The organism is Parasediminibacterium schistidii (genome assembly GCF_046546515.1).
In the GTDB taxonomy this organism is placed as follows: domain Bacteria; phylum Bacteroidota; class Bacteroidia; order Chitinophagales; family Chitinophagaceae; genus Parasediminibacterium.
This window is the reverse complement of record NZ_JBKHKJ010000002.1, coordinates 162418-187932: the sequence shown is the minus strand read 5'-3', so window position 1 is coordinate 187932 and position 25515 is coordinate 162418. Positions and strand designations below refer to the sequence as shown.

16 protein-coding genes are annotated in these 25515 nt (G+C 40.0%); 7 read left to right on the top strand and 9 right to left on the bottom strand.

All coding sequences use genetic code 11. The features are described from left to right. The first annotated feature begins 26 nt into the window (after window positions 1-26). Both ACHFIY_RS01995 and ACHFIY_RS01990 read left to right on the top strand, forming a co-directional pair. Window positions 27-1151, top strand: a complete 1125-nt coding sequence (locus tag ACHFIY_RS01995; protein ID WP_410844370.1) for a sensor protein KdpD — start codon at window positions 27-29, stop codon at window positions 1149-1151. Further along, on the top strand, window positions 1151-2833 hold the full coding sequence (locus ACHFIY_RS01990) for a HAMP domain-containing sensor histidine kinase (RefSeq protein WP_410844369.1): 1683 nt from the start codon (window positions 1151-1153) through the stop codon (window positions 2831-2833). The genes ACHFIY_RS01995 and ACHFIY_RS01990 overlap by 1 nt, the downstream gene beginning before the upstream one ends. A 37-nt stretch (window positions 2834-2870) precedes the next feature. Here the strand turns inward: ACHFIY_RS01990 and ACHFIY_RS01985 are convergent, their stop codons facing one another. The 4 genes from ACHFIY_RS01985 to ACHFIY_RS01970 form a co-directional block, all read right to left on the bottom strand. Further along, the gene (locus ACHFIY_RS01985; RefSeq protein WP_410844368.1) at window positions 2871-3332 is read right to left on the bottom strand and encodes a DUF6036 family nucleotidyltransferase; all 462 of its coding nucleotides are present in this window, start codon (window positions 3330-3332) and stop codon (window positions 2871-2873) included. A 10-nt stretch (window positions 3333-3342) separates the two neighbouring features. Next, window positions 3343-3549: a hypothetical protein gene (locus ACHFIY_RS01980; protein ID WP_410844367.1), complete on the bottom strand. Its 207-nt coding sequence runs from the start codon at window positions 3547-3549 to the stop codon at window positions 3343-3345. Between the two features lie 29 nt (window positions 3550-3578). After that, window positions 3579-4976, bottom strand: a complete 1398-nt coding sequence (locus ACHFIY_RS01975; RefSeq protein WP_410844366.1) for an alpha-amylase family glycosyl hydrolase — start codon at window positions 4974-4976, stop codon at window positions 3579-3581. An 863-nt stretch (window positions 4977-5839) separates the two neighbouring features. Next, a complete protein-coding gene (locus ACHFIY_RS01970; RefSeq protein ID WP_410844365.1) occupies window positions 5840-7624 on the bottom strand; it encodes an ABC transporter ATP-binding protein in 1785 nt (594 codons plus the stop codon). A 396-nt stretch (window positions 7625-8020) separates the two neighbouring features. Here ACHFIY_RS01970 and ACHFIY_RS01965 point away from each other — a divergent pair, with 396 nt between their 5' ends. From ACHFIY_RS01965 to ACHFIY_RS01955, 3 genes are all read left to right on the top strand, one after another. Further along, a complete protein-coding gene (locus ACHFIY_RS01965; RefSeq protein ID WP_410844364.1) occupies window positions 8021-9823 on the top strand; it encodes an acyl-CoA dehydrogenase FadE in 1803 nt (600 codons plus the stop codon). 251 nt (window positions 9824-10074) lie between these two features. Then, window positions 10075-11052, top strand: a complete 978-nt coding sequence (hemB, locus tag ACHFIY_RS01960; RefSeq protein WP_410844363.1) for a porphobilinogen synthase — start codon at window positions 10075-10077, stop codon at window positions 11050-11052. A gap of 92 nt (window positions 11053-11144) precedes the next feature. After that, a complete protein-coding gene (locus ACHFIY_RS01955; RefSeq protein WP_410844362.1) occupies window positions 11145-12464 on the top strand; it encodes an aspartate kinase in 1320 nt (439 codons plus the stop codon). 231 nt (window positions 12465-12695) lie between these two features. On the opposite strand, the gene ACHFIY_RS01950 is transcribed toward ACHFIY_RS01955, so the two are convergent. From ACHFIY_RS01950 to ACHFIY_RS01930, 5 genes are all read right to left on the bottom strand, one after another. After that, window positions 12696-17135, bottom strand: coding sequence for a hybrid sensor histidine kinase/response regulator transcription factor (locus ACHFIY_RS01950; RefSeq protein ID WP_410844361.1), 4440 nt, complete (start codon window positions 17133-17135; stop codon window positions 12696-12698). A 1216-nt stretch (window positions 17136-18351) separates the two neighbouring features. Further along, window positions 18352-19062, bottom strand: coding sequence for a HesA/MoeB/ThiF family protein (locus tag ACHFIY_RS01945; protein ID WP_410844360.1), 711 nt, complete (start codon window positions 19060-19062; stop codon window positions 18352-18354). Next, window positions 19059-21653, bottom strand: a complete 2595-nt coding sequence (locus ACHFIY_RS01940) for a DUF4132 domain-containing protein (protein WP_410844359.1) — start codon at window positions 21651-21653, stop codon at window positions 19059-19061. The genes ACHFIY_RS01945 and ACHFIY_RS01940 overlap by 4 nt, the downstream gene beginning before the upstream one ends. Window positions 21654-21665: 12 nt before the next feature. After that, window positions 21666-22064, bottom strand: a complete 399-nt coding sequence (locus ACHFIY_RS01935; RefSeq protein ID WP_410844358.1) for a hypothetical protein — start codon at window positions 22062-22064, stop codon at window positions 21666-21668. A 361-nt stretch (window positions 22065-22425) separates the two neighbouring features. After that, complete coding sequence (locus ACHFIY_RS01930) at window positions 22426-23211, bottom strand: Fic family protein (protein WP_410844357.1); 786 nt, start codon at window positions 23209-23211, stop codon at window positions 22426-22428. A 245-nt stretch (window positions 23212-23456) separates the two neighbouring features. Here ACHFIY_RS01930 and ACHFIY_RS01925 point away from each other — a divergent pair, with 245 nt between their 5' ends. Next, window positions 23457-24563: a Nif3-like dinuclear metal center hexameric protein gene (locus ACHFIY_RS01925; RefSeq protein WP_410844356.1), complete on the top strand. Its 1107-nt coding sequence runs from the start codon at window positions 23457-23459 to the stop codon at window positions 24561-24563. A gap of 115 nt (window positions 24564-24678) precedes the next feature. After that, window positions 24679-25434, top strand: a complete 756-nt coding sequence (locus ACHFIY_RS01920) for a zinc ribbon domain-containing protein (protein WP_410844355.1) — start codon at window positions 24679-24681, stop codon at window positions 25432-25434. Window positions 25435-25515: the final 81 nt, after the last annotated feature.

Sequence of the window (25515 nt, the reverse complement as noted above, 5' to 3'; positions counted from 1 at the left end):
ACTACTGACTACTAACGACTACTATTATGCCTGAAGAAGAAAAAAGTGCCGAACATTTTTTAGACCTCATCCGCAAAAGCAGGCGGGGGAAGTTTAAGATATACATGGGGATGAGTGCCGGGGTAGGCAAAACCTACCGCATGTTGCAGGAAGCGCATACCCTGCTAAGGAATGGCGTGGATGTAAAGATTGGGTATATAGAAACACACAACCGCAAGGAAACCCATGAATTGCTGGAAGGGTTGCCCCTGATACCCCGGCGTAAATTGTTTTACAAAGGCAAGGAACTGGAAGAGTTTGACGTGCAGGCGGTAATAAACCTGCACCCCGAGATAGTAGTGGTAGATGAACTAGCACACACCAACATTGAAGGCAGTAAAAACGAAAAGCGTTGGCAGGACGTGATGGACATACTAGATATGGGCATCAACGTAATAAGTGCCGTGAACATACAGCATATAGAAAGCCTGAATGGAGAAGTAAAAACCATTACGGGCATAGACGTAGCAGAAAGGATACCCGACAGCGTGCTGCAACAGGCAGACGAAGTAGTAAACATAGATTTAACGGCAGATGAACTGATTACCCGCCTAAAAGAAGGCAAAATTTATACCCCCGACAAAGTAGAAATTTCGTTGCGCAATTTTTTCCAGAGCGAAAAAATATTGCAGCTTCGGGAATTGGCACTGAAGGAAGTGGCCAGCCAGGTAGAGCGCAAGATAGAAACAGAACTGCCCCGCAATGCGCACCTGAAAACGGAGCGCTTTTTGGCTTGCATTAGCAGCAACCACGAAATTGCAAAAAAGGTAATCCGTAAATCGGCACGCTTGGCATCTTATTACCACAGCAAATGGTTTTTGCTATATGTACAAACCCCTGATGAGGATGGCGATAAAATAGGATTGGCAGCACAACGGCATTTGATTAACAATTTCAAAATGGCTGCCGAACTTGGAGCCGAGATTATTAAAATAAAAAACAAGAACATTGCAAAAGGTATTTTTGAAGCCGCAGCGCAAAAAAATATTACCACCATCTGCATTGGCAAGCCACATTTGAACCTGATGAACGTAATATTGAGTACCGCAGTGTTCAATCAATTATTAAACAAATTGTCTGCATCGGAAATAGACATCGTAATACTATCGTAATGAAATTAAAAACTAAGTTGACCGTTGGCATTGGCTTCCTGTTCATCGTGATACTGGTGTTCGGTATCCTTGGCATCGTATCTATCAACAGGCTCAGCATAGATGCAGACAAGATATTGAAGAACAACTATGAAACCCTTGTTTATGACAATAATATGCTGAGGGCATTGGATGAATTGCCTGAAAATAAAAAGGCTTTTGCTGATTTTGAGGCAAATCTGACCAAACAAGAGAAGAATATTACTGAGTTTGGGGAAGAGGAAGCCACCAAATCGCTCCGTACCAATTTTGAGGAATTGAAGCAAAAACCTAAAGACAGCAGCAATTACAGGGAACTGCGGCAGTCAATACAGATAATTAATAACCTTAACCAAAATGCCATACTGCACAAAAACGAAACGGCGCAGAAAACGGCTAGTAGTGCCATTTTTTGGTTGACCATCATTTTTTCTGTATTGACCATTATTTCTTTCACCCTTACCATCAATTTTCCTGATGTAATTTCTACACCAGTAAAAACTTTGTCGAGGGGTATCCGTGAAATTGCCAATAAAAATTATAGCAACCGGATACACATGGAACAGGACGATGAGTTCAAGGAACTGGCAGACTCCATCAATACCATGGCAGAAAAACTACATGAGTATGAGCATAGTAATCTGGCTAAGATAAAATTTGAGAAAAGCCGCATTGAAACAATCATTAATCAAATGAAAGACGGCATTATGGGTTTTGACGAACGTAAAAACATCTTGTTTTTAAACGCTGTGTCAGAAAAAATGCTTGGCTTAAAAGAAAAAGAAATTATTGGTCAATATGCCCCAGACATCGCCTTGAAAAATGATTTAATGAGGCGCTTGCTACAAAATGACGACCACCACGAATTAAAAATATATGCCGACAATAAAGAAAGCTATTTTAACAAAGACATTATTAAAGTAAGCAATGATGAACAAGTAATTGGTGAGGTAATTGTGTTGCGTAACATTACCCCATTCCATGAATTGAATGAGGCTAAAACAAATTTTATTGCCACGGTTTCCCATGAATTAAAGACACCTATTTCCGCTATTAAAATGAGTCTGCAATTGTTGCAAAGCAGCAGCACGGGAGAATTGAACGAAGAGCAACAACAGCTAATAGAAGGCATTAAAGATGACAGCAATAGGCTTTTGAAAATAACAGGCGAATTGTTGAATATGTCGCAAGTAGAAACAGGCAATATCCAGCTAAGCATCCAACCTTGCAGGCCTTATGACATTTTGCAATATGCCTTAGATGCAGTAAAAGTGCAGGCCGACCAAAAACAAGTGACCATAAAAATAAATGCTATTGCAGGATTGCCCAATGTAAAAGCAGACAAAGAAAAAACCGCTTGGGTTTTAATAAATTTCCTGACCAATGCCCTTCGTTATACACCTGAAAATGGCGAAATACAAATAGAAATACTGAAAGAAAGCAACAAAGTACTATTTGCCGTAAAAGACTATGGAATAGGCATTGATACCAAATACAAGGATAAAATTTTCGAGCGTTATTTCCAAGTGCCAGGCAATGGCAAAACAGGTACCGGTCTAGGTCTTTCTATCAGCAAGGAATTTATAGAAGCCCAAGGAGGTAGCATTCATGTGGATAGCGAAATTGGGGTGGGGAGCAGGTTTTATTTTACGTTGATGGTGTAAGAGGGTGGGATAAATCGTGTTGATAATAAGTGATATTTTATTGTTCATCTTGATTTCTCGTCAATTGTTCAATGTCGGCTTTGTCTTTAAACCTCCCAGCAGCTTCTTTTGCCTTTAGGAGATGGTTTAGGTGAATATACCTAACGGCGGTTGCCCCTTGGTGAAATATTTGGCATTTATTAAATGCTTCTTCAAATAAAACGCCCTTAACTGCATTCATAATATCAATTCTATTTGGAGCTACCCCAATAGCCCAAACATCATATGTGTCACCTAAAAAATCTTCTTTTGAAAAAATGGGCGCACCAAATTCTTTATATGCACGTTTAAGTTTTTCGTAATTGCTAGGTGTTTTATTAACCCATACGTCCATGTCTGCCGTGCTTCTGATATAGCCATGTAAAATAACGGCGTATCCACCTACTAAGATGTATTCTACCTGATGGTTGTTCAAGGCATCAATAAAATCCCGAAAGTCGTTATTAAAAATGTCGCCCATAGCATTGGGTTTAAGATATTTTGTGTTTACGGCAGGTAATAACAGTCCTGTCCACTTTTGTTTGTGCGGTTACGCCATAAATTTGGTTGATTAGGAAACAAGCAGCATTCAGCCTTTCATTTGGTGTTTTATCTTGCCAGTAACTCGTGTGGTCGTCTGCCTGCTCAAAGCTCAGGGCTGTTACGGCTGTACGGTCTAGTTTATATTGTTTGTCCATGGGTTAAAGGTAAGGAGTGGAAGTGAAATTTACTGCTTCAACACCAAATAGCTATAGGGCTGCAAACTAACCTGTGTTCCTAAACTTACACTAACCCCCGTAAATACGTTCGTCCAGCTGGTGCTAACCAATGCGCTAGGCAAGGTGTAAGTGAGGGTATTATTTCGTAAATTTGATAATACAAACACCTTTTCACCAGTTATAGACTTCGTAAAAGCACAAACATCCGCAGAGCTATAAGAAACAAGCGTTCCTTGCCTGATGGCTTTGCTGCTATTCCTGAATGCCAATATTTTTTTGTATTCTGCCGTAATATCTGGGTTTATGTTCCAAGTAATTTTAGTACCCGTAAATGGGAAAATAATTTTAGTTGGGAATCCTACTTCTTGCCCATTGTACATCATTGGTACGCTTTTCATATAGGCGACCACTACAAAAGCAGCTATGGAACCAGTTTTGCCGCCAAATAAATCCAAAGGCGTACCATCGGAACCATTTACATCGTGGTTGGTAAGGTAGCGTACTATTTGCTGGCCATTACTAGCATTGGCATATTCGGAAGTATTTAGGTTGTCAATATTCTGCACCAAACTATTACTGCTAAAAACAGATTTCATCTGCCCATAAAAATTGAACCCAAAAGTAAAATCGAACCCTGCACTAAAAAGGCTGCTTGCATCGCTTTCGGCCAGCATCAGTAATTTGTGAGAGCTGATATTACGCAAGGTGTCTATTGCTTGGCCCCAGAAATTTGCTGGCGGTCCGTCTGCATAATCGCACCGGAAGCCGTCTATATTGGCACTATACACCCAATATTTCATGTCTTTTATCATTTCAAGCCGCATGGCTGCATTGGTAAAATTTAGCTGTGCAACATCGGTATAGCCTGTATTTGGTGGGCTAAGGATATTCCCAGCGCCATCTTGCAAGTACCAGTCTTTGTGTGCGGCAACCCAGGCATTGTCCCACGAGGTATGGTTGGCTACCCAGTCTAAAATAACGCTCATGTTGCGGGCATGTGCGCCGTCTATTAATGCACGCAAATCTGCCAGCGTGCCAAACTCTGTATTTACTGCTTTGTAATCTTTTATGCAATAGGGGGAATTAACAGCCTTTAAAGTGCCAACCGGGTAAATAGGCATCAGGTAAACCACATTGATGCCCAACGCCTTTATAGAATCTAGCCTTGCTGTTACCCCTGCAAAACCTTGTGAGCTAAAGGCGCGTATGTTTACTTGGTAAATAATGGCGTCTTGCTTATCGGGTACATTGGTAAAAGGTGTGCCATATTGTGCAACCGTATCTACAAGTGGTGGGTGTACTATAACTAATGTGTCACTAGGCGTAGGAGGAGTAGTAGTAGTACTGTTTTTGCTACAAGACAGCATCGCAAAAACAAGGCAAGTAAAGACAATACTTTTTTTCATAAAATGGCAACAATCAAAAGCAAAGTTACACAAGAAATGGATGTGGGGCAGTTAAATCGGGTGCATAAAAGTTTTTCGCTTTTTAGTGAAAAAATACCCTACTATAACCCTGCCCACCAATTATCCCAAAAAGCTGGAACATACACCCCATGGGCAATAAGATGGGATGCAAAACGAGGACACTTATACAATTTCTATACTATTACTTTTTCTGGGTTTTTTATTAAAATAGTTTCAGTTTTGACAATTTTCGGTTCTTTTTCCTATTTGCGATTTTTTGAAAAAACGTCCCCTCATCTTTAAATCATTGATTATCAACAATAATGGCAAATTTTAATGCGTATTTTGTGCCTATTTTGTGCATATTTTTTGAGTGATTCGTGCATACTTTTTGCGTATTTCATGCTCATTTTGTGCGTAATTTTTGCGTATTATACAGCCATCAATACAAGGCTAATTTTTTAAGCTAAAACTATCTTAATATTAATAAAAAAAGAACATCGATGCAAATACTAGTTGATAGCTTGTAAAATGTGTTTAATCTAGTTTTTTAGCAAGGGCATTTCTGGCACAAAGATAAGGTTTTTAAAGATTAAGGAATATCGCCACAAAGCGAAAAACTTTTATGCACCCGTTAAATCTTCGTTGCTACTGAGGTGTTTTTTGCCACTAAAGCAAGAAGCTTCAAGAGGCACTTTATTGTTTTATTTCGCCACATAGCCATATAGCTTAAAGAAAGTGCTTCGCTTGCATAAGCCTACATAGGCTTGCAAAAAAGGAAACAAAGCCTATGTCTGCCTATCTTACCTAAATGCTCTTTTATGTCTTTTAAATCTATGAGCCTGTGCGGTGAGAAGAAAAATCTATGCCATTATTGCTTTTCTTTCGCCAATTTGTTGCCTCCACATGGCATAGTACAAACCCTTTTCTACTAATAATTCTGCGTGGCTGCCCATTTCTACTATTTGCCCTTTTTCCAGCACATAAATCCTGTCGGCGTGCATGATGGTACTAAGCCTGTGGGCAATCATCACCGTAACTTGGTTTTTTTCTTCTGAAATAACCCTGATGGTATTGGTAATGGCCTCTTCGGTCAATGAATCCAATGCAGAAGTTGCTTCGTCAAAAATCAATAACCTAGGCCTGCGTATCAATGCACGGGCAATAGACAACCGCTGTTTTTCGCCGCCACTTAGTTTCAATCCGCCTTCGCCAATCATCGTGTCCAAGCCATGCTCTGCCCTTTGCAGCAGGTTTTCGCAACTTGCTTTGTGCAGCGCATCCCAAAGGTCTTCTTCCGTGGCGCCTGGTGCTGCAAACAATAAGTTTTCCTTGATAGTGCCGCTAAAAAGCTGCGTGTCTTGGGTTACAAAACCTATTTGCCCCCTTAGTTCGTCAAAGTCTATCTCGTTGCCATGCTTGCCATTGTAAAAAATATCGCCCTCCACAGGCCTGTACAGGCCTACCAGCAGTTTTACCAATGTGCTTTTGCCAGCCCCGCTGGGGCCTACAAATGCAATGGTCTCGCCTTTTTCAACGCTAAAGGTGATGTTTTCCAAGGCCTTGTATTGCGCCGTGGTATGCTGGAAAGAAACGTTTTCAAAAGACAGTTCTGCTATGTCGCCTACCTCTAAGGGCGCATCTGGCTTGTGGTCCACAGGCTTTTTCATCAGGTTGTCAAAATTGTTGATAGACGTTTCGGCTTCCCTGTATGATGTAATGATGCTGCCTAGCTCCTGCAATGGGCCAAAAATGAAAAAGCTGTAAAACTGCATGGAAATCAATTGCCCGGTGGTAAGCCTGCCAGCAAAAACAATATAAGTAAGTATAGAAAGGATAATAATGCGTATAAAGTGCACAGTAGTGCCTTGCAGGAAAGCAATACTGCGTACCCGTTTTACCTTCGACAATTCCAAGCCTAGTATTTTGTAGGTATTGGTATTCAAGCGTTTTACCTCCTGCTGGGTAAGGCCAAGGCTTTTGATTAGTTCTATATTGCGTAGGCTCTCTGTGGTGCTACCTGCTAAAGCAGCTGTTTCTTTTACTATTTTAGATTGGATGGCTTTTATTTTTTTGCTCAATGCCCCTACAAGAAAGGTTAAAATAAGGATTCCTACAAAATATACCAGCAATAAGCTCCAGTGGATAGAAACCGCCACTACAATCAAGAAAACAACACCCACTAGGATAGGGAAAAGCACGTTGATAAAATAGCCAATAAACTGGCTGCTGTCTTGCCTTACTTTTTGCAGTATAGACAGGGTTTCGCCACTGCGCTGGTCGGCAAAATCTTGGTAAGGCAACCGCATAGAATGTTTTAATCCATCGGTAAAAACCTTTGCACCAAACTTTTGCACCACTACATTTACCACATAGTCCTGAAACGATTTGGCTATGCGGGACACCATTGCAACGCCTATGGACATGCCCATCAGCACGGCAATATGCTTAATAAAGAAATCTTTAGTAATAGTAGTATTGGTAACAAATCCCTTTTTGCTCAAGGTGCCAGACGTATTTAAAAAGTCTATTATTTTACCAAAAATGGTAGGGTCTAGCAGCGAGAAAACTTGGTTTATAGCAGCCAAAAGCATTGCCAGCGCCAATTGCCAGCGGTAAGGGGAAAGATATTTTATTAATATTTTCATTCGGGTGGTTTAAAATGAATGTTTTCCAACTAATGCAATAATGCAACAATAATCAGGCTTTTGCAAAAACAACTGCTAATATAGCATGTCGGGATTGGGAAAACTAGGTTTTGCTGGCAGTATGTCTTGTTTTAGGTGATTTAAAAGTGCGTTAGAACTCCAGTGCAATTTTGAATAATTTGCACGAAGGCACAAAAAACACGAAGAAGTTCAAAGGAAAATAAGGTTAACGGGTATTGGATTTCATAAAGCAGGTTCTTTTCTTCGTGCCACTTTGAGCCTTTGAGTTTTTGTGCCGAAAAAATACATGCGTGGTAACAAAAACTTTAACACTACAATACAAAATACAACCTAACTTTATACAAGCAAATTTAACGATACTAAAAAGCTTGTACCATGCCAAATAATAGTGAACAAACAACCGGCAATACCACTATGGGTATTGCAGCAAAAACTGCTTTGAACGGCGGCGAATGGATAGTTAAAGAAAGTAACCCCTTCCAAACATTTATACCGGAAGATTTTGACGAGGAACAAACCATGGTGATGGATATGTGCCACCAGTTTTTGGCGGCAGAAGTACACCCCCTGCTCAACAGGATTGACAGCCTTGAACCCGGCTTGATGCCTTCATTGCTGGAAAAAGCGGGCAATCAAGGGCTGCTGGCAACATCCTTACCTGAAGCCTTAGGCGGATTGGGAAAAGATTTTATAACGGCTACCATAGTAAGCGAAGGCTTGGGTGGGGGGTATTCCTTTAGTGTAGCGGTGTCTGCCCATACAGGTATAGGCACATTGCCTATCTTGTATTTTGGCACGGAGGAACAAAAACAAAAATATATCCCAAAGCTGGCCAGCGGCGAATGGAAAGGTTCCTACGGGCTTACCGAGCCAAACAGCGGCAGCGATGCACTAAGTGCCAAAACATCTGCAAAATTGAGTAAAGACGGCAAAAATTATATACTGAGCGGGCAAAAATGCTGGATAACAAACGGTGGTTTTGCGGATGTATATACCGTATTTGCAAAAATAGATGGCGACAAATTCACCGCTTTTATTGTAGAACGGGGCTTTGAAGGCTTTACACAAGGCGAAGAAGAACATAAAATGGGCATCAAAGGCTCATCTACTGTCCAATTGTTTTTTCAGGATTGCAAAGTACCTGTGGAAAATGTATTGGGCGAAATTGGTCGTGGCCATATCATTGCTTTCAATATCTTAAATATTGGACGTTTAAAACTAAATGCCGCTACCATTGGCAGTGCAAAAATAGTTGCCGACATGGCTTTGGAATATGCCAACACCCGTGAACAGTTCCACATGCCCATCGCAAAATTTGGGGCTATCAAGCACAAAATTGCCGAGATGTACATCCGTATATGGGTAAGTGAAAGTGCCTTGTACAGGGTAGCCAATTGGGTAAACGAAAAAGAACATTCGTTGGAAAAAGAGGGCATTCCGGCTAACCAAGCCTTGTTAGGCGCAGCGGAGGAATTTGCCATAGAATGTGCCATGCTAAAAGTGTTTGGCAGCGAAGTATTGGATTTTGTGGTGGACGAAGCGGTGCAGGTGCATGGCGGCAATGGCTTTAGCGATGAATACCTAGTAAGCAAAGCCTACAGGGATAGCCGCATCAACCGTATTTTTGAAGGCACTAACGAGATAAACCGCCTGCTGGTAGTGGACATGCTGCTAAAACGTGCCATGAAAGGCAAGCTAGATTTGATGGGGCCTGCCATGGCAGTTCAAAAAGAACTGATGAGCATACCCGATTTTGGCAATGAGGAAGAAGGGCTTTTTGCCAAAGAAATAAAATGTATAGCCAATTTTAAAAAAGCCATCCTGCTGGTGGCAGGCGCAGCCGTGCAAAAACTGATGGCGCAATTGGATAAAGAACAAGAAGTGCTGATGAATATTGCCGACATGGCAATAGAAACCTTCCACTCAGAAAGTGCCTTGCTGCGCTTGCTAAAACTTGCTGATAAGCTAGGTGCAGATGCCACTGCTTTTCAAGCAGACATGGTAAAAACCTATATATACGATGCTGCCGACCGCATTAACAAAGCTGGCAAAGATGCCCTGAATAGTTTTGCCGAAGGTGATGAACTAAGCATGATGCACATTGGGTTGAAACGTTTTACAAAGGTGGAATCTTTTAATACGAAGGAGGCAAGGAGAAGAATTATCAGTTATAAATAAAAGTGAAATGCCATAGGTATGACTAATGTTATAGCCTCTGGCTTCAACCGGAGGAATATTGGTTTTGTTTATCAGTAAACTGTAAAATATCCTATAATTTGCAAATGGATATAACTAAAAAAGCAAATCCCTCACTAATATTGCATATAGCCAGAAGATTAAAACGCATAAACTCATAAGGTTTTTGAAATCTTATAGGTTTAATTTGCTTAACGAAATAACTTACTACTTATCACTTAGTTCTCACCACTATGATATTAAACCGCCGCAATAGGATACTCCGCCAGTCGCAAGCCATCAGGGCAATGGTGGCAGAAACCATTTTACAGCCCCAAGATTTTATTGTGCCGCTTTTTATTGTGGAAGGCTGCAATGTAAAAGACGAAATACTTTCTATGCCCGGCTATTACCGCCTAAGCCTAGACAATACCGTTGCCGAAGTAAAAAGCCTTTGGGCAATGGGGCTGAAAAGCATTTTGCTGTTTGTAAAATGCAAAGACGAGGTAAAAGACAAATACGGCAAGGAAGCCGTAAATCCTAACGGGCTAATGCAGCGCAGCATAAAAGCCATTAAAGATGCGGTGCCGGGCATGTTGATTATGACAGACGTAGCTCTGGACCCATTCTCTTCCGATGGGCATGACGGCGTTGTGGAGAATGGCGAAATTGTGAATGATATTACAGTGGAAATACTGGCCGAAATGAGCGTAAGCCATGCTGCTGCGGGGGCAGACTTTGTAGCACCCAGCGACATGATGGATGGCCGCATTGCCGCCATTAGGCAGGCATTAGAGCAGAACAACTTTACTAAAACAGGCATCATGGCTTATAGTGCAAAGTATGCTTCTTGCTTTTATGGCCCGTTCAGGGATGCACTAGACTCTGCCCCAGGCTTTGGCGACAAAAAGACCTACCAGATGGATTACAGCAACCGCTTGGAAGCCTTAAAAGAAACCCTGATGGACGTGGAAGAAGGTGCCGACATCGTGATGGTAAAACCTGCCCTATCTTACCTAGACATTATCCGAGAGGTAAAAAATGCTGTGGACATACCCGTAAGCGCCTACAACATAAGTGGCGAATACGCCATGGTAAAAGCCGCTGCCAAAATGGGCTGGATAGACGAGGACAAGGCCATTGTGGAAGTGCTTACTTCTATTAAAAGGGCAGGTGCCGATTTGATAGCTACTTATTTTGCAAAAGATATTATTAGGATAATGGACAAGTAGTGATAAGTCATAAGTGGTAAGTAAAAACCCAAAAAAGCCACTTATGACTTACCACTACTATATTTGCACCAACAAAAAAAGAACAGGTCTTTATGAAAATTATGAAGTTTGGTGGCACCAGCGTAGGCAAGCCAGAACGTATGCACCAAGTAGCACAACTGATTACAAAAACAGACGAACCTAAGATAGTAGTATTGAGTGCTTTAAGCGGCACAACTAATTCCCTAGTAGGTATCAGCAATTTTTTAGCACATAGCGACCGGGTTGGGGCAAAACAGGCCATTGACACTTTGGAAGCACATTACCGTTCTTTCGTGCTGCAATTGGCCACCACAGAAGCAGGCCGTGAAAAAGCAAACGCCATTGTTACGGAGCATTTCGAATTTTTAAACATCATTCTCCGTATTTCCTTTAGCGAAGCCTTGAACAAAGATATTCTTGCACAAGGTGAGTTGCTGAGTACCAAACTGTTCTCCGTATTTCTTGAAGAGCAAGGGATAGACCATTTATTATTGCCTGCCTTGGATTTCATGACCATTGATGCTAACGAAGAACCGCAGTTGGGGAGCATAAAGGTGAAACTAAGCCAGATATTGAAACATCATGCAGATAAAAAACTGTTTGTAACGCAAGGCTATATCTGCCGCAATGCCCGTGGCGAGGTGGACAACCTGAAACGTGGCGGCAGCGACTATACCGCATCCCTAATTGCGGCAGCTATACAAGCTACAGTGTGCGAGATATGGACAGACATAGACGGTATGCACAACAACGACCCTCGCGTGGTGGATAAAACCGTGGCCATCAAGCAAATATCGTTTGACGAAGCTGCTGAACTAGCTTATTTCGGGGCTAAGATTTTGCACCCTACCTGTATTTGGCCGGCACAGCAAATGAACGTGCCTGTAAAACTATTGAACACTATGCAGCCCGATGCAGAAGGCACCGTAATAACAGAGGATGCCGGAAGCGTAGGCGTAAAAGCAGTAGCGGCAAAAGATGGCATTATTGCCATTAAAATAAAGAGCAGCCGCATGTTGCTGGCTTATGGCTTTTTGCGCAAGGTGTTTGAAGTGTTTGAAAAATACCGCACCAGCATAGACATGGTAACCACATCGGAAGTGGCAGTATCTGTTACCATTGATTCAGATACTTTTTTAGAAGAAATAGTAAAAGAACTGGAACCATTTGGCACAGTAGAGGTAGACAAAGGCCAAACGATTGTTTCTATTGTAGGCAACGAGATAGCCAAGACAGACCACGTGTTGCAACGCTTGTTCGAGTCGATGGCAGAAGTGCCTGTGCGCATGGTAAGCTATGGCGGCAGCCCGCACAATATTTCATTGCTAGTAAACAGTGAGTATAAAATAAAAACCCTGCAATTGCTGAATAAAGGATTGTTTGGTTTGTAAGATAGAATTTTAATTTATTTAAAAAAGGCATACGGGAGGTATTCTTCTGTATGCCTTTTGTTATATATTAATTTAATTCTTCCCACTCGCCACCACAGTAGGCATATAGCCTAAATATAAAGAAAAAAGAGAGGGGGACATAGGTTATTTTATTCTTTTAAAGCCTTTTTTGTAAGGCACAAGCAGGGGTGCGGCTGACGAGCTAAGATTGATGAAAGCGTCTGCACATAACTAAGAAACAGCTTTGTTATTCGCTTTAATATAATCTGATGGGCTTTGACCAAAGCGTTGTTTGAAACAAGTGCTAAAGTACTTTGTACTATTGAAACCAACCTCGTAGGTAATGGTGGCTATGTTATGCTCGCCCGCATCTAAATATTGGAGGCTGCGCTTCAGCCTTATTTCTTTTACAAATTCTACTGGGCTAAGGCCGCTGAGGCTTTTTAATTTCTTATAAAATGGTGAGCGGCTCATATTCATCGAGTCAGCAACTACATCTATGTTAAACTGGGTATCAGCCATCTTCTCTTCTACAATACCGATTACTTTTTGAAGGAATTGTTCATCATTGGAAGTAATAGTGATAGATGATGGACTAATATCTATTTCCTTTTTCCCTTTTAAGATCGACTCGAACAATCTTTTGCGCTGTAATATCAGGTTGTTCAACGAAGCAATTAAATACTCATTTTGAAAGGGCTTGGCAATATAATGGTCTGCACCATAGTTCAGCCCTTCAATTTGACTTTCTACAGAAAACTTGGCAGATAACAAAACAACAGGTATATGGCTGGTAGCAGGGTTATTCTTTAGCCTATCCAGCATTTGAATGCCGTCCATCACTGGCATCATCACATCACTTAAAACGACATCGGGCAACAATGCCAATGCTTTTTCCAGGCCTTCCAGGCCATTTTCTGCCGCTTCTACCCTATAATTACTACCCAATTGTATTTTCAGGAATGACCGCAGGTCTGAATTGTCTTCCACAAGCAACAGCAATGGCAAATCTTTATTTTCTAGGTCGCTACCTTCGCTATTGCTATTTTCCTGAAGCTGCCCACTAAACACAGCTTTTTCAAATTCGGGGATGGTATCCATGAAGTTTACCTTATCCTTTTCAAAATGTGCTTTCCCTTGCTTGAGTTCAATTTTCACTGCCAACCCAGCACTATTACTAATATTATTTTTAGCAGAAATTGTTCCATGGTGCAATTGTACTATCTCTTTTGAAAGTGCCAGCCCTATACCTGTGCCTTTTAAACCATTGCTTTCTTTGTGCTGCCCTTCATAATACAAATTAAAAATATCACTCAATTCATTGGCGGCCACCCCTACGCCCTCATCAATTATTTCTATTATTACAGCAGCATTCGCCTCTATATATCTTATTTTAACATAAATATTTTTCCCGTTAGGGGTAAACTTGAATGCATTGCCCAAGATATTATAAATAACAATGTCCATTTTTTCTGCATCTATCCATGCAAATAGCTGCCTGTCCTGCGGTTCTACCTTCAAAGTGATTTGTTTCCTTTCAGCTACTTCAGCAAAATAAGTAGCTACCCTTTTTACAAAAGCAACCAACTCTACATTACTTAGTGTTAAAGTAGATTTCCCGCTTTCTATTTTCCGCAAATCCAAAAGCTGGTTAATAAACCGCTTCATCCGTTGGGCATTTTTCCGCACCAAGTTTAAGTTTTGGCTTCCCTGATAAGATAAACTTTCCTTTTTTGATATTTCTTCCAGCGGGTTCAATATTAATGTAAGCGGCGTGCGCAATTCGTGTGATATATTCGTAAAAAAAGCCAATCGCACATCAGCTAGCTTTTGGTCAATAATAATCCGTTGCCTTAGCTTCAACATGTCAAGCGCATATTTCCTGATTGCCCCTAACACAATGATAGACAATGCAGCATAAATAAGGTAAGCCCACCATGTTTTCCACGGGGGTGGCAATATGATTATGGCAATAGACTTTACAGGCGCATTGCTATACACTTCGCCATTATCAGCTCTTACCTGAAAGGTATAATCTCCTGGTGAAAGGTTGGTGTAAGTAGCCCTTCTTTGGGCTTTGTTGTTTCTCCATGCCGAATCAAGCCCAATTAAACGAAAAGAATATGACTCTTTAACTTCAGAACGATAATCTAGCACTGCATAGTCGATACTAACCACATTTTCATTATAATGCAAGGTAATTTTATCGGTATTGTTCACTGAATAACGCAAAGGGGAAGACTGCTCTCCGGGAAATACATCCTGGTTGTTTATCTGGAGGTTTGTAAGAGCAATGTTGGCATTAATCTTATGGTCAACAATGGTAAGTGGGTTAAACTGCAAATAACCAGTTGTTGTGCCAAAAATAAACTCACCCGCCTGGGTGGCAGTGCAAGAAGCTTCAGAAAAATTAACGTCTGGCAATACATCGGCATCAAAGTTCCTGAATATACCCGTAGCAAGGTTAAAACGTGCAAGCCCATTTAAAGTAGCAATCCAAAGGAACCCTTTGCTATCCTCTATGCAGCTTAATAAATAATCGCTGGGCAAGCCATCTTTTACGGAATAGTTTATAAAACTAAGCGATTGCATAGGGTTGTTTATGACGGCCTTGTTCAAGCCACCAGAGGAAGTAAGCACCCACATGGTATTTTTGTGGTCTTTGTAAATAAATTGAATATCGTTGCCCCCTAGGCTTTCTTTTTTACCCGGTATTTTATTGTAACGCACAAAGGGCGAATTAAAAAAATTTGGCTGCATAGGGTCGAATAAAAGCAAGCCTTCGGTAGTGCCTATCCAAATACGGCCAACATTGTCACAAGCCAAGCGCCTTACCCTGCCACAGGCATTTACTGGGTATTTTTTAAATACATTCTCTCTGTTATAAAATTTAACCCCTGCCCCTTCCTCATCAATCAAATTTACCCCACCCCCATAAGTACCTACCCAAATCCTGCCTAGTTTATCTTCCAGCAAGGAATAAATCAAATTGCTACTGATAGCATAAGGGTTCTTGGCATCGGCCACAAAATGCGTAATTTGATAATTTGTTTTTTTTGCATCTAAAGGTGTAGCTTTAAAAAGGCCTGCCCCTTTTGTGCCAAACCAAATATTACCTTTTCTGTCTTCTAAAATAGCATATACACCCCCTACTGTGTACACCCCACCTATTGCATATACCCCTCCATCACCCACCTTTGGAAGCAGGTTCTCTAAAAGCGGCCACCGCTTGATGCTGCCATTCTCTAACAAATAAATTTCCTTCGACTTTACTGTAATCCATACCCGGCCTTCTTTATCGGAATAAAGCCCCCTCACTTCATTTTCTGCTTTGCGGGTAGCTTTTGCTGTTAGTTTTGCATGGTTAAAGTGGTTGGAAGGGAACACAATTTTTTCGAGCCCACCCTCGTCGCTCGCAAGCCACAATATGCCATCAGGGTCGAAATAATCTCCAACCACCATATTAGAAAACTTCTTTTCAGAAGAATCTTGCTCGTTGAAGAATGATTTGAATGTAGCATTTGCTACATCATAATACCCAAACCCGCAGCCTTTCATATTTACCCATACCATTCCTTTGGAATCTTCAAAAACATGGTATTTCTCGTCCTCTTGCAGGTAGTAAGAATAATTGTGCTGTATGAAATGTTTAACCGTTTTCTGTTGTGGATTAAATAAAACCACGCCTTCCTTTTTAGGTTCAACCCAAAGCATCCCACGATGATCTTCGTAAATAGACAGCAATTCTATACCTGGCAAAACCCCAATTGTAAAGAGTTTTGAGGTAGCATAAGTATAGGTTATCACTTCACCCGCAGCGGTAGAAAGGTATAAATCCTTATTGTTTGCAGAGCCTTTTAGTGCATTTATTTGTGAATTGCTAGCATTGTATGAGGCAATTTTTCCAGAAGCTTTATCAAGGCTTATCAATTTGCCATCCTTTGTGCCAAACCATATAATACCTGCACTTTCATTGATGCAAGTTACACCTGCATTTTGCAGCGTGTTTAAAATGCTTACTTTTTCATATTCGCCATTTTCACCTCGTTTAAAACAACTAAGCCCAAGGTTGGTAGCCAACCACAACCTAGCGTAGCTGTCCTGAAAAAAACATGTAATACTATCCGACGGCAGTTTCCGCTCACCTCTTTCCGCTTTTGAGAAACGCTTGCAAACCAAGCTATCTGATTGGAGGGCAGCAACCAAATAAAACCCTTGCTTTTTAGTGGTTATGGCCATTTCATTGTTTTGAAGCGGCATTATCTTTTCCACGCTGCCATCCCCACCATTTTCGGTTTGCATCCGCTTGGAAACAGAGAGGAAAACCCCTGTTTTCTTATCAAACCGATAAACTTGCTTGTCATATGCTTTTAACCAAAGAAACCCTAGCTTATCTTCCACAATGAAATCTATTCGGTTGCTTTTTAATTCAGATTGGTCGCCGGGATAAGATTTGAAAGTTGTAAAGTTTTGCCCATCAAACCTGTTAATGCCCGCCCAAGTACCCATCCACATAAACCCTTCATGGTCTTTAATGATGTACATGACCCTATTGTCTGAAAGGCCATTAGCTGTAGAAAAATGCTTGATATTGCATTGAGGCTGCGCAATTGTATGTACAGGCTGTACAAAAAAGAAGATAATAAAAGCAATCGTTAACCATTTGTGCATTGTGCCCAAGATAAATTTCTTATATAAAAATCGGGCGTGTATTTACCGCTTGGCACTTCCCGTTTCATTTATTGCATATAGCGCTTATCCTTCACAAAGCTAACCCTTAATTTAACATTTTATAAAATTTAAAATACCTTTTCCTAGTGGTTAATGGAACACTAACCACTAGGAAAATTGATGGTATGGAAACAGATGCACTTTCATGAAACTAGCATTATATCCTTTTTTATGAACCATGTTTTTAGGGTGCGGTGTGAAAGTAGGCTGCTTTTTTTGAGCCCGCCCTATTAGAAATAAAGTGGACAACTTTTTTCACCCTTTTTGGGGCATTGCCCCCTTTATTTGGCATGGCATTTTTACCCGGATTTTAATTTTTAGGCCTTCCTGGCATATAACTCATTGAAAATCAGTGTTTTTGTGTTTTTAAGTATGCGTATTTGGTGCGTATTTTATGCTTACTTTTTGCGTATTTTGTGCTTACTTTATGCATAAAAGGTGCATACTTTCTGCTTACTTTTTGCGTAAAAATAACATATTATAACTTTTTAATTTCGATGTTAAAAATAACCACACTTGGCTAAGCAACGGGGTTAGACCTGCACCCCCAACCCCGACCTCACCCCAGCCCTCTCCAAGGGGAGAGGGAGCAGGAAAAGGCGAGGGGGAGCTACCCCCCGACAAAAAACAAGTTGCTTTATAATAAATGCCTCGTTTGACCAATCTATTAGAAACTATTTAATGGTCAATTCCTACACTAGGGCAAGGCTGGTTTATTGTAAAATTAGGCGTAATGGACAAAATAGTTGATACTTTCCGAGTTCCAATGCCTTAAAAAAACTCATAAAACCCTTGCCTACATTGCATTTCACATGGAGTTTTAGTACTCAATATTTTACCTGAAAGGCTTTAATTGCCTATAACACAGTTATAGCTTCAATTACAGGGAATTTTACCAACTATTTTGTCCATTAACCCTAAAATTAGCATTGATGGAGCGATAATAAAAAAGCAAAATCCTATATGGGGGCATATTTCCCCCATGAGTAGCCCAAAATGCCCCCATGATGGGAGACAGGAGGGACAGCGAGACTTTGTAAAGCCTTTGATTTTTAGCCCTCCTGCAATTTGTAAATGACCTAAGCGAACCCTTACGTTAAAGACGTGCGGTAGCATCATTTTTTTGTAACGTGCGCTAGCTGAGGCAATTCTTAACTTAATGTTTAATCTTCCATTTACGCATCACTAGCGTTTGCAAGTCAATAGATAATACAAAGCCATTAAGCGTATTATTACTTCCTAATATTATTTTAATGGTTTCATTTACTTGTAAGCAGCCTACAATACCTGTAGTATACCCCATGATTCCAGCAATAGCACAATTATCTTGTTTAGCAAAAACGCTTTCATCCGCAAATACATGGCTGTATCTTAGACCGTTTTGGTAGTTAAATACGGCGACTTGCCCTTCTTGTTGTAATACAGCCGCATATACCCAAGGCTTCTGTAAATTGTACGTAACCTCATCTATTATATACCGAGTGGGAGTGTTATCAGTGCAGTCAATTATTATGTCAAATGGCTCAATCAAGGCTGCGGCATTTTCTTGGGTGAGCCGCGTATTAAAAGGTAAAATGTTCACAGTTGCATTTTGTGCATTTAATTTTTCTTTTGCTGCAAATACCTTTAATTGCCCTACTTGCACTTCCGAATATAAAACCTGTCGATGTAGATTCCCTATTCTTACAATATCGTCATCTACAATGCCAATTATGCCAATGCCCATAGCTGTAAGATAAGTAATTACCGGACAGCCCAAACCTCCTGCACCTACAACTAATATTTTCGCTTGCTGTATTGCCTGCTGTCCTTTGCTACCTACATTAGGCACTACTATTTGCGACAAATATCTAGCTGTATCAATCATTTCCGTTTTATCTGTGAAGTTATGGATGTGTCTGTAATTGCGTCATCTGCAGCTAATAATAATGCTTTACTAATAATGAGTGAAATGCCGTTATCCCCCTCAAATGGAAGAAAAACATTATTAGGTGTTGCGGTACCAGCAGATGAACGATCTGGAACAATGCACAAGTATTGATCATTGGGCTCCATTAATATATTGGTACTACCAATATGTATTTTATAAGTTCTTAATTTCCCTTTAACAACTAAAAATTTATCCTGTATACTACACACAGAAGCAATCTTTAGTCGAGGTACCAACCTCTCAAGGATAGTCTTTCTCGTTTTTGCGACTTCGGTTAGTTCGCCAAAAGAATATGATTGCCAATAATCCCTATATGCAGGCAAACCTCCATTGTCTCGCCATGCTGGGTCGTTACCTACACTTGCTACCCCTACAAAAAGATCTACGTCACGCATCACTTCACTCAGTACAAGTGGAGGCACATCAATAAGTGCAACCACTTCATTTGTGCTTGTATTTACAAACCTAACTTGGTCTGTAGATATATATAGCCATATACCTGTTTCATTAAAAGCATCGTCTGCATTTATTTCGTTTATCCAATATTCTGCACGTAAGCTAACTTCTGGCAGGATTAAACTGGCAGATTCATTACTCCTGCCATCGTCATAAGCGCCCATTAAGCTATACTTCCAACCTCTCAACTTGGCTAAGGAATTAAACTGATGTTGTTTTAAAATATGTGCCGCCATCCTATTGCTATAGGTGCGGGTATTGATTTCTGCATCAGTTAGTAAATATACTTCCCTAAACGCCTGTTTTATAGGCTGTATTATTTGTTGTTCTATCAAAAAGGTTCGCCATGCTTGTATATTAGCAATAGGTTCAAATACAGGATGCCATAATTTGACAATAGTACTATCATTGGGCGCAAACATTAATTCTCCTTGTGGATGAACCCATTTCTCATTTAAAAAAATAATAGCTTGCTTTTGCCCATCTTGTTCAAAAGACCAAATAAGCTTATTGGTTAAATAGCGCATTAGCCCATGATTAAAATATAAGGTTGTAAACTGTTGCCAAGTAAATGTCCTGTCTATTTTTAACATGCGATCTATGCGATCTCTCTGTGCGGAAACAGTAAGTTCTACCTGCTTAATAAGTTCTTTTACTTTTTTTAGTTTAGTGGCATGTTTTTCTTTTACAAAGCTTGGTACTGCTTTCTGCAAGCTACCATCGGGCTTATACCAACTAAATGTAGTTTTGTTAGAACCGGTTATGCGTAATGTGGCAGTATAACCATCAAAATCCCAACTTCGCTCCGCATTTGTTAGGCCGTAGTCATCTACTGCCAAATCTTCTATTTCGTGAATACTTACTCCTTGTTCTGCTGCTGCTTTGTTGAGGTATTTCTCTATCAGGGCTTGGGTTGTATTTTGTTTTATTCGTAATCTTAACCTTGATAGATGACCAACACCATCTAGCCCTTTTACATTGGCGAGCACATAAATACATGCATTCCCTATTGCAGCGGCTGCCGGTCCTTTTCCTGGTATTTTCCTAAAACATCGCTCTGCTAATTGAGCAATATGCAGTAAAGTAGTTTTATTGTGGAAAGGGGTGCACATCCATACAAAACCCTTGATCATATCAATATTAGGGGATGCTAAAAAATGGGAAGAATGATGGCGATATTCCCTGCCATTATATACATTTACATGTTCAGTAATTTCTTCTTTCAAGGCAGTAATAAAATGAAACCACTCATTCATTTGTAGCTTAAACGCTTCGTCACCCAAATCCTTTACTGCTTGTCGGGTTTCATTCAAAAATTTTGCAGATGGGCTACTGCCCGAGCCACGTTGACTATGCAACATTAATGTAAACCATAATTGTTGTTTGGCTTCAGGCATTTGTTTAATGTACTCATTTGCATAAGTAGCAAATGGGTCATCACCCATAAACCAAGTTGGTTTCACCGTGGTTTCATTGTTAGAAGCAATGAAAATAATATTGTCAATTTTTTCAATTACCTTAATGGTATCTTTTAGGTTGTAATTGTTGCCACTTTTCCTTACTACTTCTTTAAAATTGTTCAATATTTTAATAAGTATCGGTGATGCGGGTTCTTGCTTGCACTGCCTCTCAATCTGTGTGATTAAAAGTGTAACTGGCCAATGTAATACGTTTTTAGAGCTGTATAGGCTGTAATTATCAAATGCTTCTAATATTGTAGTAATGTCATCGTCATCCATCAATATTTTGGTTCGGAGCAAATGCTGCATATAAGCATTCCAAATATTATATATGACCCAATTTTTATCCTGAGAACTCCAACTAGTTCTATTGCTATTAAGCTTGTGACACTGCTTTACTGCTTCTAAAATAAACGCTACTTTTTGTTTATCGTTTAGTTTTAATAAACCTTCTGTAAATGCAGTAGATGTATGTGGTTTAATGTCCCAATAATTAATATTTTGGTCCTTATAATCACGATAAGCCTGCTCAATAATTTCTTCAGCCACTGTACTAGAAAAAATAGGTGGTATTGTTTGTGCTGCCTTCTTTAAAAAATCAAAAAAGCCCATAAAATAAAAAGGTTATCCTCCTACCAAAGGAGTTAGTTTAATAAAACTGATGTTGGTTTGTGGGTTAATTACCACCATTTGATCTAATGCTTCAGCCTGAATATTATCAACAAGTATAAAATAAGCATTTTTATAGAATGCTTCAAAAGCAATATAGCATTGTTTTTCAGTATCTACTTTGCGTTTATCCTTTAGTTTATACCCATTCAGGGTTGTTTCTGCATCACTAGGTTGAACAAGACCTTTGAAATAAAGAGGTAATTGCTGATTGTACAAATCAACTTCTGCTTTTACTCTTGCCGCTATAATATCTTTAATTGTAGTTAATTCACTTGCAAAAGAAACATCTATTTTATTTATGATGTTGCCTCCTACAGTTTCATCTTTTATAGTTAGTGTTATACCTGTCATAGGATAAAGATAATTATTAAATGCGAATATGCAAAAGTGCGTTTAGTAAAAAATCTAATTTGGCAAAGTTGTAAATAAAGAGTAAAAATATTGCTAAGAAACTTAAAAACATAAGCTATTTAAATAATGGGGAATGGCACATAATAACTGATTTTACAAAGTGGTTTTTTGTTTGCAAAGAGAAACATAGTTTAGGATAAACGATATGACTTTAATTATAATATATCCAATGTACTATTTACAATATCTTGGCCTTCCCCGCTACCCCACAAGCCCCAACAATTAATGTTCGCTGCCGCATCTACCGTATTCGCCCTTTTTTTTCAGTATGCGATGCCTCACAGACCAATAGGATAAATCGTTATTCAAAAATTAATGATTGTGGAAGCATTAGCAAAAAAGGTATTGCTTTTTCATAATCTAAATTTTCATACTCCAAGCCCAACAAGCGTATATTCCTGTAATAAGTTTGGTGGTTTGCATAATAGTTTTTTTCAGATTGGATAAGCCAAGCTTTTTCGCCCAATTTTTCTGCTAAAAACCATTTTTCTATCAATCGCGATGCCCTTCCATTTCCATCATCAAACGGATGGATTTTTACAAACACCAAATGCAATAAGGCTGCATAGTAAAAAACGGCTGCAACACTTAGCTTGGCCGAAAGGAGGTATGCTAAATCAGTATAAAATTTGTCCATTTCCTTAACAACGATAACGGGCGGTGCTGCCACATATTCAATCCTTCCATCGCTGGTAGTTACATACATATTACTTGTTCGTACTTTTCCTTGTTTAGTTTTGGGTAAAATATGAAGGGTTAAAATTTTGTGTACCTTTTCTATATTCTTTTTATTACAAGGATTTGCTTTTGCAAATTGATACGCATCGTATAAGTCATCTATTTTTCTAGTGTAGTCTGGCAAAAATTCTATTCCAAATCTTTTATGCTTTACATAGCTGTCTAATTCTATCGGCTCGCCTTCTATTTTTGATGAAAATACAGCCGATACCGAAGTGTAAAAACTGAACGTATCTATGCTTAGCTCGCTATCTTCCAATTGTTTGTATCTATTCAACAATTCTGCACCTACTGCTTCGCTATATGCTTGAAGCAGTACATCCGTTACTATTTCAAATTTTTTTTCCATCTGCCTGTACTTGGATTTATGAAATTAGGGGATTGTTGAAATGTTTACCCGGGATGGTGCTTGGCATTTTCAATTTATTAAGACTGCAACATACTCAAAAAAACTGGCCTTGTGTCCTTTACGCACCCTGCCTCTTTTTAGCTTTGTACTTTCGTGGCAAATTGCTTAAAATTGCACTGGGTTAGTACGCTTTATATAGTTCCGTTTTGGCAAAATCATATCAGTACTAAACCTTTTCATCAATCATGCAGCACCTACCCATTGCCTCCATTATACAAGCATTAGAAAATTTTGCCCCGCCTTCTTACCAGGAAAGCTACGACAATTGTGGCCTTATCACGGGCAGTGCTGGCTGGGCCTGCACAGGCGTATTGTGCACCTTGGATGCTACCGAGGCCGTGGTGCTGGAAGCGGTTGCCAATGGCTGCAACATGGTGGTGGCGCACCACCCTATTGTTTTTGGTGGGCTGAAAAAAATAAATGGCAAAAACTATGTGGAGCAAGCCATTATTACGGCCATAAAAAACGACATTGCCATTTATGCCATCCATACCAATGCCGACAATGTGCTGCTGGGCGTGAACAATGCCATTGCCAATGCGCTGGGATTGGTGAATACACAAATACTATCGCCAAAAACAAACCTGCTGGCCAAGCTTATTACATACATACCAATAGCCCATGTGGAACAAGTAAGGAAGGCGCTGTTTGATGCGGGCATTGGCATCATGGGCAATTATAGCGAAGTGAGTTTTTCAGCGGAAGGCACAGGCACTTACAAGGCCAACGAAGCTGCTAACCCATTTATAGGTGATAAAGGGCAGCGGCATGAGGAGCAGGAAAGAAAGCTGGAAATGATTTTTCCTGCTTACATGCAAAAACAAGTTGTTAAAGTTTTAATAGCTGCGCACCCTTATGAGGAAGTGGCTTACGATATTATACCCCTTGCCAATGAACACAAGCAGGTAGGCAGCGGCATGGTTGGCCATCTGCCAGAAGAAATGCCGGAACTTGATTTTCTTGCCCATATTAAAAAAGCATTTGGCCTGCAAGCCATACGGCACACGCCATTATTGGGCAAAAATGTTTCAAAAGTGGCTATTTGCGGAGGGGCTGGCAGTTTTTTAATTGGCAAGGCAATAGCCGTTGATGCAGACTTTTACATAACGGCCGATGTGAAATACCACGAGTTTTTTGATGCAGAAAACAAGCTGGTAATTGCCGATATTGGGCACTGGGAAAGCGAGCAATATACGGTAGATTTATTAATTGGCATTTTACAACCTAAATTTCCTACTTTTGCCGTCCTAAAATCTGGTGTGGTTACCAATCCTGTGCATTATTTTTTATAATGCTTTGTGGGTGTAGAAATTTTAAATTTTGAATTTTGAATTTTAAATTAGGTTAAACTAGTTACGCATTAGGTATTAAGGAGGTTAATAATAGACTAAAAAAGCATAAAATATAATGGCCGCAGTAAAAGATTATTCAGTTGAAGAAAAATTAGTAGGCTTAATTAAGCTTCAGAAAGTAGATACTAAACTAGACCAAATAAAAGTACTGAGGGGCGAATTGCCCATTGAAGTAAGCGATTTGGAAGATGAAATACAGGGTTTGCACGCGCGCCGTACCCGTATTGAAGAAGAAATAAACGGCATAACCGAGTTTATCGACAGCAAAAAAGAAGCGATAAAAGAAGGCGAATCCACCCTTTCTAAATACGAGAAGCAAAGCGAAAACGTAAAGAACAGCCGTGAGTTCGAGGCCCTGAACAAGGAAATAGAAATGATGCAGCTAGAAAACAAACTGGCAGAAAAGCACATTAAAGACGCTAACGAAGAACTAGGCGAAAAAGCCAAGGCATTAGAAGCATCAAAAAAACAGATTGCTACCAAGGAAGGCGTACTAGGCCATAAAAAAAGCGAGCTAGAAAAAATTATTGCCGAGACAGAAAAAGAAGAATTGGCATTGGTAAAACTATCTGAGGCTGCAAGGGCTGGCGTGGAAGACAGGCTGCTGTATAGCTACGACCGCATCCGCAAAAACTACCGCAATGGTTTGTCTGTTGTGCCTGTGGAAAGGGATGCCTGTGGCGGTTGCTACAATGCTATACCCCCACAACGCCAAAGCGAAATACGCCTGCACAAGAAAATTGTGGTTTGCGAAAACTGTGGCCGTATATTGATTGACGCCGATTTGAACGATAGCGTAGAAGTAAAATAAATTTTAAGCGTTAAGGTATTTGAAAAGTTGGCTAAGAATTTGCAAACCCAATAAACCTATCGCTTTTAATATTATTAATTC

Coding starts and splice junctions, on each gene's coding strand:
- ACHFIY_RS01995 (WP_410844370.1), top strand. CDS start 27: ATGCCTGAAGAAGAAAAAAGTGCCGAACATTTTTTAGACCTCATCCGC.
- ACHFIY_RS01990 (WP_410844369.1), top strand. CDS start 1,151: ATGAAATTAAAAACTAAGTTGACCGTTGGCATTGGCTTCCTGTTCATC.
- ACHFIY_RS01985 (WP_410844368.1), bottom strand. CDS start 3,332: ATGGGCGACATTTTTAATAACGACTTTCGGGATTTTATTGATGCCTTG.
- ACHFIY_RS01980 (WP_410844367.1), bottom strand. CDS start 3,549: ATGGACAAACAATATAAACTAGACCGTACAGCCGTAACAGCCCTGAGC.
- ACHFIY_RS01975 (WP_410844366.1), bottom strand. CDS start 4,976: ATGAAAAAAAGTATTGTCTTTACTTGCCTTGTTTTTGCGATGCTGTCT.
- ACHFIY_RS01970 (WP_410844365.1), bottom strand. CDS start 7,624: ATGAAAATATTAATAAAATATCTTTCCCCTTACCGCTGGCAATTGGCG.
- ACHFIY_RS01965 (WP_410844364.1), top strand. CDS start 8,021: ATGCCAAATAATAGTGAACAAACAACCGGCAATACCACTATGGGTATT.
- hemB (WP_410844363.1), top strand. CDS start 10,075: ATGATATTAAACCGCCGCAATAGGATACTCCGCCAGTCGCAAGCCATC.
- ACHFIY_RS01955 (WP_410844362.1), top strand. CDS start 11,145: ATGAAAATTATGAAGTTTGGTGGCACCAGCGTAGGCAAGCCAGAACGT.
- ACHFIY_RS01950 (WP_410844361.1), bottom strand. CDS start 17,135: ATGCACAAATGGTTAACGATTGCTTTTATTATCTTCTTTTTTGTACAG.
- ACHFIY_RS01945 (WP_410844360.1), bottom strand. CDS start 19,062: ATGATTGATACAGCTAGATATTTGTCGCAAATAGTAGTGCCTAATGTA.
- ACHFIY_RS01940 (WP_410844359.1), bottom strand. CDS start 21,653: ATGGGCTTTTTTGATTTTTTAAAGAAGGCAGCACAAACAATACCACCT.
- ACHFIY_RS01935 (WP_410844358.1), bottom strand. CDS start 22,064: ATGACAGGTATAACACTAACTATAAAAGATGAAACTGTAGGAGGCAAC.
- ACHFIY_RS01930 (WP_410844357.1), bottom strand. CDS start 23,211: ATGGAAAAAAAATTTGAAATAGTAACGGATGTACTGCTTCAAGCATAT.
- ACHFIY_RS01925 (WP_410844356.1), top strand. CDS start 23,457: ATGCAGCACCTACCCATTGCCTCCATTATACAAGCATTAGAAAATTTT.
- ACHFIY_RS01920 (WP_410844355.1), top strand. CDS start 24,679: ATGGCCGCAGTAAAAGATTATTCAGTTGAAGAAAAATTAGTAGGCTTA.